11 protein-coding genes and 1 pseudogene are annotated in these 12,276 nt (G+C 29.8%); 11 read left to right on the top strand and 1 reads right to left on the bottom strand.

The window, feature by feature from the left end; genetic code table 11:
* The 3 genes from pgk to gpmI all read left to right on the top strand — a co-directional run.
* A partial coding sequence (gene pgk, locus ACRDDY_RS09595; RefSeq protein ID WP_438564728.1) for a phosphoglycerate kinase occupies window positions 1-277 on the top strand: 277 nt, incomplete at its 5' end.
* A 102-nt stretch (window positions 278-379) separates the two neighbouring features.
* A complete protein-coding gene (gene tpiA, locus ACRDDY_RS09590) occupies window positions 380-1,126 on the top strand; it encodes a triose-phosphate isomerase (protein WP_438564727.1) in 747 nt (248 codons plus the stop codon).
* Window positions 1,127-1,280: 154 nt separating this feature from the next.
* Entirely contained in the window at window positions 1,281-2,813 is a 1,533-nt protein-coding gene (gene gpmI, locus ACRDDY_RS09585; protein WP_438564726.1) for a 2,3-bisphosphoglycerate-independent phosphoglycerate mutase, read from the top strand.
* Between the two features lie 99 nt (window positions 2,814-2,912).
* On the opposite strand, the gene ACRDDY_RS09580 is transcribed toward gpmI, so the two are convergent.
* Window positions 2,913-3,230: a hypothetical protein gene (locus ACRDDY_RS09580; protein WP_438564725.1), complete on the bottom strand. Its 318-nt coding sequence runs from the start codon at window positions 3,228-3,230 to the stop codon at window positions 2,913-2,915.
* 151 nt (window positions 3,231-3,381) lie between these two features.
* Here ACRDDY_RS09580 and ACRDDY_RS09575 point away from each other — a divergent pair, with 151 nt between their 5' ends.
* The 8 genes and pseudogenes from ACRDDY_RS09575 to ACRDDY_RS09540 all read left to right on the top strand — a co-directional run.
* Window positions 3,382-3,978 carry a protein kinase gene (locus ACRDDY_RS09575; protein WP_438564724.1) on the top strand — a complete coding sequence of 199 codons (597 nt, stop codon included), beginning with the start codon at window positions 3,382-3,384 and terminating at the stop codon, window positions 3,976-3,978.
* Window positions 3,979-3,993: 15 nt separating this feature from the next.
* Window positions 3,994-4,539 carry a type II toxin-antitoxin system PemK/MazF family toxin gene (locus ACRDDY_RS09570; RefSeq protein ID WP_438564723.1) on the top strand — a complete coding sequence of 182 codons (546 nt, stop codon included), beginning with the start codon at window positions 3,994-3,996 and terminating at the stop codon, window positions 4,537-4,539.
* 140 nt (window positions 4,540-4,679) lie between these two features.
* On the top strand, window positions 4,680-4,910 hold the full coding sequence (gene secG, locus ACRDDY_RS09565; protein ID WP_438564722.1) for a preprotein translocase subunit SecG: 231 nt from the start codon (window positions 4,680-4,682) through the stop codon (window positions 4,908-4,910).
* Between the two features lie 267 nt (window positions 4,911-5,177).
* On the top strand, window positions 5,178-7,190 hold the full coding sequence (locus tag ACRDDY_RS09560; protein ID WP_438564721.1) for a sodium-translocating pyrophosphatase: 2,013 nt from the start codon (window positions 5,178-5,180) through the stop codon (window positions 7,188-7,190).
* 751 nt (window positions 7,191-7,941) lie between these two features.
* Window positions 7,942-10,158: a ribonuclease R gene (rnr, locus tag ACRDDY_RS09555; protein WP_438564720.1), complete on the top strand. Its 2,217-nt coding sequence runs from the start codon at window positions 7,942-7,944 to the stop codon at window positions 10,156-10,158.
* A gap of 54 nt (window positions 10,159-10,212) precedes the next feature.
* A complete protein-coding gene (locus ACRDDY_RS09550) occupies window positions 10,213-10,944 on the top strand; it encodes a glycerophosphodiester phosphodiesterase (protein WP_438564719.1) in 732 nt (243 codons plus the stop codon).
* Between the two features lie 69 nt (window positions 10,945-11,013).
* Window positions 11,014-11,484 carry an SsrA-binding protein SmpB gene (gene smpB / locus ACRDDY_RS09545; RefSeq protein WP_438564718.1) on the top strand — a complete coding sequence of 157 codons (471 nt, stop codon included), beginning with the start codon at window positions 11,014-11,016 and terminating at the stop codon, window positions 11,482-11,484.
* Between the two features lie 459 nt (window positions 11,485-11,943).
* Window positions 11,944-12,087 (top strand): annotated as a pseudogene (locus ACRDDY_RS09540) (SH3 domain-containing protein); the annotation flags it as partial.
* Between the last annotated feature and the right edge of the window lie 189 nt (window positions 12,088-12,276).

Here is a 12,276-nt window from a genome sequence, read left to right as displayed (position 1 = left end):
TATATATGCAGAAGCAGTTAAAGAAGCTAAAACAGTTATTTGGAATGGACCAATGGGAGTATTCGAATTCGATAACTTCAATAAAGGTACAATTGCAGTAGCTAAAGCTATGGCAGAATCAGATGCTACTACTATAATTGGTGGTGGAGATTCAGCAGCAGCTGTAAATATATTAGGATTTGGAGATAAAATGACTCACATTTCAACAGGTGGAGGAGCTTCTCTTGAGTTCTTAGAAGGTAAAGTATTACCAGGAATAGACGCTTTAAATAGTTAATTTTAAAAATAGTTTTTTTAGATATATAAATTAGCCACTCTTAAAAGGTGACTTTTAGAGTGGCTAAATAATTTCACAAAATTTTTATAGAGGTGATTTATAATGAGAAAAGCAATAATTGCAGGAAACTGGAAAATGCACAAAACACCAGCAGAAGCTGTTGAAATGATAAATGAATTAAAACCATTAGTAAAGGATGCTACTTGTGACGTAGTTATATGTCCAACATTTGTATGTTTAGCTGCTGCTATTGAAGCTGCTAAAGGGTCAAATGTTAAAATAGGTGCTCAAAATATGTACTTTGAAGAATCAGGAGCTTTCACAGGAGAAGTTGCGCCAGGAATGCTTGAAGCTATGGGAGTTGAATATGTAGTTATAGGACACAGTGAAAGAAGAGAATACTTTAATGAAACTGATGAAACTTGTAACAAGAAAGTTAAAAAAGCTTTCGAACACAATTTAATTCCAATGCTTTGTTGTGGAGAAACTTTAGAGCAAAGAGAATCAGGAAAATATGTTGAAGTTTTAGAAGCACAAATTAAAGCTGATATGGCTGGATTAACTAATGAGCAAGCAGAGAAAGTTGTTATAGCTTACGAACCAATCTGGGCTATTGGAACTGGAAAAACTGCTACTTCTGATCAAGCAAACGAAACTATTGCAGCTGTAAGAAACGTTGTAGCTGGAATGTTTGGAAAAGAAGTTGCTGATAAAGTAAGAATCCAATACGGTGGATCAGTTAAACCTGGAACTATAAAAGAGCAAATGTCTAAATCAGACATTGATGGAGCATTAGTTGGAGGAGCTAGTTTAGTAGCTGACGACTTCTCTAAAATAGTAATGTACTAATTTTAGACTTAAAAAGCAATAGTTAACATAGCTATTGCTTTTCTTGTTATAAAGCGATTGATATAGTATAATAAAAGTATAGAATAATGATTATTTTATGAAAAGAATTATTATTTAAGGAATGTATATTATAAGTAAATGGAGGAAGAGAATTATGGCAAAAAGACCTGTAATGTTAATGATATTAGATGGTTTTGGAATTGCAGCAGCTTCAGAAGGTAATGCAGTTTCATTAGCAAAAAAACCAAACTTTGATAGATTAGTAAAGGAATTTCCAGTAAGTGAATTACAAGCTTCGGGAATGGCAGTTGGTCTTCCAGAAGGACAAATGGGAAATTCAGAAGTTGGACACTTAAATATAGGTGCAGGAAGAATAGTATACCAAGAGCTAACTAGAATAACTAAAGCTATGGCAGATGGTGAAGTAAGAGAAAATGAAGCATTATTATTAACTATGAAAAATGCTAAAGAAAATAATACTGCATTACACTTAATGGGACTTTTATCAGATGGTGGAGTTCACTCACATATTAACCATTTAAGAGGACTTTTAGAGTTTGCTAAAGCTTATGGATTACAAAAAGTATATGTTCATGCATTTATGGATGGAAGAGACGTTGCACCATCATCAGGAAAAGAATTCATAGAAAAAACTGAAGCGATGATGAAAGAAATTGGTGTAGGTGAAATAGCTACTATAAGTGGTAGATACTATGCTATGGATAGAGATAACAGATGGGAAAGAGTTAATCTTGCATACAATGCAATAGTTCTTGGTGAAGGAGTTAAAGCAAATAGTGCAATAGAAGCTATAGATAACTCATACCATGATAATAAAACAGATGAGTTTGTATTACCATGTGTTATAGAAAAAGATGGAGCACCAGTTGCTAAAGTTAAGAGTGGAGACTCAGTTATATTCTTTAACTTTAGACCAGATAGAGCTAGAGAATTAACTAGAGCTATAAATGATAAAGAATTTGCAGGATTTAAAAGAGAAACATTAAATCTTACATTTGTAACTATGACTCAATATGATAAAACTTTAGAAGGTGTACATGTTGCATTTACACCACAAATACTTACTAACACTTTAGGAGAGTTTGTAGCAGCTAAAGGATTAAAACAATTAAGAATAGCAGAAACTGAAAAATATGCTCACGTAACATTCTTCTTTAATGGAGGAGTTGAAACTCCAAATGAAAATGAAGATAGAGCATTAATAGCTTCACCAAAGGTTGCAACTTATGATTTACAACCAGAGATGAGTGCATCTGAAGTTACTGATGAATTAATTAAGAGAATAGATAGCGATAAATATGATATGATTATCTTAAATTTTGCTAATCCAGATATGGTAGGACATACAGGAGTTATTCCAGCAGCAGTTAAAGCAATAGAAACTGTTGATACTTGTCTTGGAAGAGTTGCAGATAAAATATTAGAAAAGAATGGTTCATTATTCATAACTGCAGACCACGGAAATGCAGAAACAATGATAGATTTCTCAACAGGAACACCATTCACAGCACATACAACAGATCCAGTGCCATTTGTATGGGTATCTAACGATGCTAAAGGAAAAACTTTAAAAAATGGTAAACTTGCTGATATAGCTCCAACAATATTAAATGAAATGGGACTAGAAGTACCAAGTGAAATGACTGGAGATTGCTTAACTAAGTAATTAAGAGTTAAGAATTAAGGAAAAAATTCGCTTGGGCGAATTTTGGAAAATAAAAAACTGGGTTAGCTTTGCTAATCCAGTTTTTTTAATTAATAATTTTTAATTAACTTGAATGGTGTAGTTTTGGTTTTTTTCTTTTGATATGAAGATATCATAAGTTAATTTTAGTTGTTTTTTTATATCTTTAAATAAGACTAATTTTTGTTCTATATTATGTTTATCTATAAATCTTAAATATATATGTTCAGGCTTGTATAAGTGCATATATACTTCTTGTAAATCAAGGTTCTCATTTTCATTTAAAGTTTCTGAAGTGTTTTGATGAAGAATACCTTCATCATCAAGTATTTCTATATCTTTTAAATGATTATTTGTTTTGTTATGAATCTTGAAATTAAATTTAAGTCTAAAACTCATGGCTATACACCCCTTTTATTTTTCAAAGTAATCATTTACATTTATAATTATAGCATATATAGATTTAAAATTAAAGATAAAGATATTAAGATGCACATTATTTAGAGTGTAGGATATTATAATAGGGAATAGCAATTTATAGGATGAAGATATGAAAAAGAATTATTGTTACTCAGTTGATTTTGATAGTAAAACTGAGAAGTTATTTAAGAAAGGAAGTTATCTAGGACAAGGTAATAATGGGATTGTGTATGAGCTTCCAGATGATAAGATAATTAAGATTTTTTCTAAAAAGAAGATTTGTGATGCAGAAGCAAATACTTTAAAGAAAACTAAAAAATCTAAGTATTTTCCTAATATATATGTTCATGGTGAACTTTATATAATAAGAGAAAAGGTAGAAGGTGAACGATTAGACAAATACATAAAGAGAAATGGATTAACTAAAGATATAATAAAGAAACTTTATAAGTTGATAGGTGAATTTAAAAAGCTTAAATTTAAAAGATTAGATACTAGATGTAGAGATGTTTATGTAACAGATAAGGGAGAACTTAGACTTATTGATCCAAAGGGGTATTTTACAAGAAAGGTAGATTACCCAAGACACTTAATGAAAAAACTTAAAAAGTTAAATGTTTTAGATGAATTTTTAGAGGAAATAAAAAAGATTGATTTAAAAGCAGGTATGTACTATGAAAAATCAATTTTAAAGTATTTTGAACTAGAAGAAAAGAAGAAAAAATAAAAGTGGAGGCAGGGAATGGAAACCATTGAAAATGAATATGGTGAACATGAGAATTATGAGAGAAAGTATTTTAGAATAAAAAAGAATCTAAATTTTTTAATAGGTTACAATGAAAATGATAAAGAAAAACTATTAAATATTATAGATTCAGATATTAAGTTAATAGAAAATGAGGTTAGCAATAGAACTAACATGATAGTGCCTGAGGTATATGAAGTATGGCTTGTTGATTTAGGAGTTAATATTGGTGATGAAATATATGGAGAAAGGCCTTGTATTGTGGTATCTTATAATAAATTTAATATCAGAAGTGGCTCTGCAACTATTGTGCCTATAACCCGTGCAAAACTTTCTCATAAAACTCAATTTGTAATAAATGATGATTTGATGGAAGCTGTTCATGATACAATTGAAGGAACGGTGAAAACAGAACAGATAACAACAAAAAGTAAAAGTAGATTTAAAGTAAGAATAGGAAAGTTAAATGAAGAAGGAATAGAGAAGTTAAAGAAGGCACTTATATATCATTTAGTATTAGATGAAAATTTAGAATATGAATAAATAGTAGTAAAGATACCTAAAATTATAGGTGTCTTTTTACGTTGAATTAAGAGATATATAGAAAAAGATTAAAAATTGTGATATACTTAATAAGTTAACAATATGGAAGTTAAAGGATTTTATATATAGGAGGTGTTCCCATGCAAACTTTTTTAATGATATTAGCAGCTATATCAGGAATAATAGTTATTGTAACTGTATTAATGCAACCAAGTAAAACAGATGCATTAAGTGGGCTTATTCAAGGAAGTAACAATGAGACTTTCTTTTCTAAGAATAAAGCAAGAACTAAAGAAGTAATATTATCTAGATTATCAATGATTTTTATGATAATATTTGCTTTAATTATATTAGCATTACATTTAATATAGGCGCGTGGGATATACCACACACTTAAAAGCTATATTAGTTTAGTCTAGTATAGTTTTTTTTGTGTCAAAAAATATAGATGTTTAATATAAATAATATGAGAATCTATTATAGACTCTAAAAAATCGCTCAAACAAAATCCCTATGAGATATTTCTCATAGGGATTTTGTTTTTTAGACAGAGATTAAATTATAAAAAGACTTGGAATAAAAAAGATTAATGATAAGTAGAAATAGAATGTAAGGATAAATTTTAGAGGAGTAAATATATGGAGATATTATTTATACCAGTAATATGCGGAATAATAGCATTAATATTTTTAGCTTTTTTAAGAGCAAAAATAATAAAAAGTGATGCCGGGGATGAAAAAATGAGGGGAATTGCAAATAGCATTGAGGACGGTGCTATGGCATTTCTAAAAAAAGAATATAAATATTTATCTATATTTATAATTGTTTTAAGTATAGTTATAGGTGGATTTTTAAGTATTCAAGCAGCTTTTGCATTTATTGTAGGTGCTTTATTTTCAATGATTGCAGGTTACTTAGGAATGAAGATTGCTGTTAAGGCAAATGTAAGAACAGCAAATGCAGCTAAGGAGGGAATAAAGAAAGCTTTAGATATAGCATTTTCTGGTGGTGCTGTTATGGGGCTTTGTGTAGTTGGTTTTGGAATAGTTGGATTGACTATTCTAGTATTACTTTTTGATTTTAACATGGAGCAAGTTACAGGCTTTGGACTTGGTGCATCATCTATTGCACTTTTTGCAAGAGTTGGTGGAGGCATTTATACAAAGGCAGCAGATGTTGGAGCTGATTTAGTTGGAAAGGTTGAAGCAGGAATTCCCGAGGATGATCCAAGGAATCCAGCAGTTATTGCAGATAATGTTGGAGATAATGTTGGAGATGTAGCAGGAATGGGAGCAGATCTTTTTGAGTCTTATGTAGGTTCAATTATTTCAGCTATAACTTTAGGAACAGTTGTTCAAGGAGTATTAGGAAAAAATGCATTAATATATCCTTTATTACTTTCAGCTATTGGAATAATTGGTTCATTAATTGGAATTTTAATAGTTAAAAATTATAAAGGAGAAAGTCCTCAAAAAGCATTAAATAGTGGAACTACAATTGCAGGGATTGTTTCATTAATTGGAGCTTTAGGATTATCTTATTACTTATTTAATGGATTAACTTTATTTATACCTATTTTAGTTGGAATAGCTGTTGGAATAGCTATTGGTAAAATAACAGAAATTTATACTTCATCTGATTACAAGTATGTAAAGAAAATTTCTAAAGAATGCGAAACTGGAGCTGCTACAAATATTATTGCAGGACTAGCTGTTGGGATGAAATCAACTGTTATACCTATAATTTTAATAGTAATAGGTATCTTAGTTTCCTATATAGGTGTAGGAGGCTTAAAAGATAGCATGATAGGCCTTTACAGTATTGCACTTTCAGCAGTAGGAATGCTCTCTACAACAGCTATTACAGTGGCAGTTGATGCTTATGGTCCTATTGCAGATAATGCAGGGGGAATTGCAGAGATGAGTGAACTTCCTAAAGAAGTAAGAGAAGTTACTGATAAATTAGACTCAGTAGGAAATACTACAGCAGCTATAGGAAAAGGGTTTGCAATTGGCTCAGCAGCACTTACAGCCTTAGCACTTTTTGCATCTTATACTCAAGCAGTTGGATTAAGTAGCATAAATCTTCTAAATCCGTTAACTCTTGTAGGAGTTTTAATTGGAGGAATGCTACCATTTTTATTTGGAGCATTAACTATGGAGTCAGTTGGAAAAGCAGCAGGTGAAATGGTGGAAGAAGTTAGAAGACAGTTTAGAGAAAAGCCAGGAATATTAGAAGGAACTGATGAACCAGATTATAAGACATGTGTAGAAATTTCAACTAAGGCTGCATTAAAAGAAATGATAATGCCAGGAGTTTTAGCAGTATCATCACCACTTATAGTTGGAATACTTTTAGGTGCAGAAGCTTTAGCAGGACTTATTGCAGGTGGAGTTGTAACAGGGGTTATGATGGCAATTATGATGTCTAATGCAGGTGGTGCTTGGGATAACGCTAAAAAGTATATTGAAGGTGGAGCACATGGAGGAAAAGGAAGCAATGCACATAAAGCAGGAGTTGTTGGAGATACAGTAGGAGATCCTTTTAAAGATACATCAGGACCTAGTATGAATATATTAATTAAATTAATGACTATAGTATCACTAGTTTTTGCACCTCTTATAGTTCAATTTGGAGGAATTCTTGTATAGAGAATATCTAAATAGCAAATTAGTATAAGGAAATAAACTAATTTAATTAAAAAATGAATAAAAATTAATATATATAATTACTTCATTTTGTAAAATGATTAAAGATATGCTAATTAAATTAAAATTGATTAGCATATTTTTATTAAATTAAACTTTTTATTATAAATTTTATAAAAAATAAAAAAAGTATAAACAAAATATGAATTTTATGTTAATATAATAAGTGTTCGAGAGAGATGGACAAATGAGAGTGAAAATTTAGAAACTATTTAATAAGATTTAGGGGTAGATTTTATTAAAAACTTTTAACTACAGCAGTAGTAACGGAATTATATTTAGATTTATATTTAGAAAGCAGTTGTAGAAAAAAGCTATGTAAAAGTAGCTCAATTAAAATTCTTGGGGAAGAGTTTTAATCGCGTAAGGTGGGTATTATATTAAGCAACTATGGTAAAAAAGGTATTATGAGAGAATTTAACTTTAAGACTATGCTTTTGCATAATTTGGGGGAATTGTGCAGTGTTAAGTGTAGTTTTTTAATTTATCGGAGATTTAGTGGTCGTAACATTTATATTCTAAGGGTATAAATGTTACGGCCACTAGTTTTATCAAAGGATAAGAGATTTAAATAGGTGAGGAATATGTGTTATAATTAGAGATAGAATAAAATAACAGAGATTTGTCAAATATAATAGTAAAAGAGATTAACTAGAATATAATAAAGTATAGACAAATATATGGAGGAACAAATATGGGGATAAAAGACACATTATTAGCCTTTATGGGCGAAGATGCTTATAAACCAATGGATTTAAGTTCTCTATCAAAAGTTTTTGATGTAAATAAAGCAGAATTTAAAGCATTTAAAATGGTTTTAAAGGATATGGAATCAGAAGGTCTTGTTATGAGAAACGAAAAAGATAAATATGCATTACCTGAAAAGTTTGGATATGTAAAAGGAAAAATACAAGCTCATGCAAAAGGATTTGCATTCCTTATTCCAGAGAATGAAGGAGAAAAGGATGTATTTATAGCAGGTTCTGTTTTAAATGGTGCAATGAATGGTGATAAAGTAATTGTACAAGTTACGAGAGAAGATAAGGGCGGTATAAGAAAAAGAGAAGGTGAAGTCGTATCTATTGTAGAAAGAGCTAATACTACAATAATTGGAGAATACGAAGAAAGCAGAAATTTTGGATTCGTAATTCCAGAAGATACAAGACTTACACAAGACATTTTTGTATCTAAAAAAGATAAAAGTGGTGCTAAGGGTGGAGATATAGTAATTGTAGAAATTACTAAATGGCCAGAAGGGAGAAGAAGCCCAGAGGGAAAAATTAAAGAAGTTCTAGGAAAGAAAGGCGATAAAGGTCTTGATATTCTTACAATAATAAAGAAATATGGACTTCCAGAAGAGTTTCCACAAAGTGTTTTAAACTTTGCTGATAATATTCCTGATGAAATAGAAGAGAAGGAATATAAAAGAAGAACTGATTTTAGAGATTTAAAAATGGTAACAATAGATGGAGAAGATGCTAAGGATTTAGATGATGCTGTATCTATTGAAAGATTAGATAATGGAATGTATAAACTAGGAGTTCATATAGCAGATGTATCTCATTATGTTAGAGAAAACAATCCATTAGATAAAGAGGCATTAAATAGAGCAACATCTGTATACCTTATAGATAGAGTTATTCCTATGCTACCTAAAAAGTTATCAAATGGAATATGTTCACTTAATCCAAAGGTGGATAGACTTACTTTAAGTTGTATAATGACTATTGATAAAAAAGGAAAAGTTGTAGCACATGAAATTCATGAGAGTATCATAAGAACTAATGAAAGAATGACTTACACTGACGTTACAAAAATCCTTAAGGATAAAGATGAAGAGCTTATTGAAAGGTACGATTATCTTTATGATGATTTCTTAGCAATGGAAGAGCTTGCAACTATTTTAAATAATAGAAGAATGGATAGAGGTTCAATTGACTTTGATTTCCCAGAAGCTAAGATAACCTTAGATGAAATGGGTAAACCAATAGAAATAAAGCCTTATCCAAGAGAGATTTCAAATAGAATGATTGAAGAATTTATGCTTGTTTGTAATGAAACTGTTGCAGAAGATATGTACTGGCAAAAACTACCTTTTGTATATAGAATTCATGAAGACCCAGATGAAGAGAAATTATCTAAGTTTAGAGAATTTGTATATAATTTAGGATATCCTATGAGAACTAATGCAGAAATTCATCCAAAAATGATGCAAGAAGTATTAGATAAAGTAAAAGGAAAAAGTGAAGAAACTATAGTAAGCACATTAATGCTTAGAAGTATGATGAAGGCAAGATATGCACCAGAGTGTGTAGGTCACTTTGGTCTTGCAGCACAATACTACTGTCACTTTACATCACCAATTAGAAGATATCCAGACCTTCAAATTCATAGAATTATAAAAGATAATTTAAATGGAAGACTTGAAGGAAAGAAATTAGAAAAGCTTAAAGGAATTGTAGAGCGTGCCTCTAAACAATCATCAGATATGGAAAAGCTTGCAACGGAAGCTGAAAGAGAAGTTGATGACTTAAAGAAAGCTGAATTTATGTTAGATAGAATAGGTGAGGAGTTTGATGGAATTATATCATCAGTAACTTCATTTGGAATGTTTATAGAACTTCCAAGTACAATAGAAGGATTAGTTCATATAACAGCATTAGATGATGACTATTATGTATATGATGAAGATAATTTATCTCTTATTGGAGAAAGAACTAAGAAGATATATAAACTTGGAGATAATGTTCATGTAAAATGTAGCAGAGTTGATATTGATAATAGAGAAGTTTACTTTGACCTTTTATCTGATGAAGATGAAGAGGATGAGAAAGAAGAAACAGCAAAAGAGTTAATAGATAGAATTTTAGATGTTAAAGAAGACATTAAAGATTTAGAGAAAGAAGATTAAAGATTTAAAAGTCTATTAAGCATTGCTTAGTAGGCTTTTTCTTATGGAGGAAGAATGAAAAAGGTTTTTAATTTAGCACATAGAGGTTATAGTCACAAATATCCTGAAAATACTATGATAGCTTTTAAAAAAGCAGTAGAATTTGGTGCAGATGGAATGGAATTTGATGTGCAACAGAGTAAAGATGGGCATTTAGTTATAATTCATGATGAAACTTTAGAAAGAACAACTACAGGAAAAGGTTATGTAAAGGACTATACTTTAGAAGAGTTAAAAAAGTTAGATGCAGGAATAAAGTTTGATGAAAAATTTAAAGAGGAAGAAATTCCTACATTAGAAGAGTTATTAGAGTATGTAAAAGATAAAAATTTAATTTTAAATATAGAGATAAAAAATAGCATAGTTGACTACGCAGGAATAGAAGAGAATGTTTATAATGTATTAAAAAAATATAATATGGAAAAGAATATTATAGTATCAACCTTTAATCATTATTCAGCAAAGAAATGTAAAGAGATAAACAGTAATATAAAGGTTGGAGTTCTTTATGATGCATGGATATATGAGCCATATAATTATGTTAAGGGACTAAAGCTAGATGCATTACACCCACAGTATCATTCGGTTAATAAAGAAATAAGTGATAAGTGCAAAGACATGGGTATAGATATAAATGTTTATACAGTAAACTTAGAAGAAGATATGAAAAAGTTAAAAGAAATTGGGGTAAATAGTATTATAACTAATAAAGTAGAGGATTTAAAAAGAATATTAGAATCTAAATAAAAATTGTAAAAGAAAGCGATATATATTATAATTTTAGATAATATATAGGATTAAGAGTAGGTGAAAAGAATGGCTAGAAAAAAGAATTCAAACTCATTAGCAGAAAATAGAAAAGCTAGACATGATTATTTTATAGAGGAAACAATAGAAGCAGGCCTTGCTTTAGTAGGAACAGAAGTAAAATCAATAAGAAAAGGTAGAGCAAACCTTAAAGAGTGTTATGCTGAAATAAGAAGTGGTGAAGTATTTATAAGAGGAATGCATGTAAGTCCTTATGAGCAAGGAAATATATTCAATGTAGATCCACTAAGAGATAGAAAACTATTACTTCATAAAGAACAAATAGGAAGGTTAGCAGGTCTTGTATCAAGAGAAGGACTAACACTTATACCATTATCTCTTTACTTAAAAGAAGGAAAAGTAAAGGTTGCCCTTGGAGTTTGTAAGGGTAAAAAGAACTACGATAAGAGAGATTCTATGCTTGAAAAAGCTCATAAAAGAGATGTAGAGAGAGAAATGAAAAATAGAAACAGATATTAGGTGGAATTAAGAATTAAAAATGAAGAGTTAAGAATTTAGCTGGCTAGAAGCCAGCTTTTTTTGATGTAAAATAAAGTGAAGAGTAGAGTAGAGAATATAATATAATATAAATGATGATTAGATATATTATTTTGATTTTTATAATAAAACCCTGATATATCATAATAACTTAATAAAAAATTTAAGAAACTAAATGGCAGTAGTGCAAGAAAGAGTTCCTGTAATGCAAGGAGCAAAACTGTAGGATATGCTAATAAGTATGATATGGCTACAATACTATAAATAAATGGTAACGTTTGTAATGTAATCACTGAATTTGGTTTACAAGGTCAAATTAATAAAAGTGATTTAAATATAGTTTTAAGTGGAGTAAACAAACAATTAACAGCACTAAATGAAAATGGATATGTAGTAAATGTAACAACAGCATTAAATGTAAGATAATAACCAACTACTTCGTCACCAGTAAAATTCCAATTAACAGAGAATACAAATTTCAAAGTTGTAGGACAAGAAGGAAATTGGTTAAAAATAAATGTAGATGGACAATCAGGATTTGTTTTTAGCGAGTTTACAAAAGAAGGTACATCTTCAATTATATAAAATAAGTAGTTTAAAAGAAAATAATTTTGTGTAGATAAGGAGTGGTAACTATAATGTTGGCACTCTTTTTATGTAAGCATTAGAAGAGAAAATGATTAAGGTGAATTTATTGATAGGGTGTGGTAGTGGTAACAAAGTATGTCAACAAAGTGAAAGAAAGTGTCAACGAAGTATGTCAACAAAGTCAAG

It is taken from the genome of Clostridium sp., assembly GCF_051656525.1.
Lineage (GTDB): Bacteria > Bacillota > Clostridia > Clostridiales > Clostridiaceae > Clostridium.
This window is presented reverse-complemented; position numbering and strand designations above follow the sequence as displayed.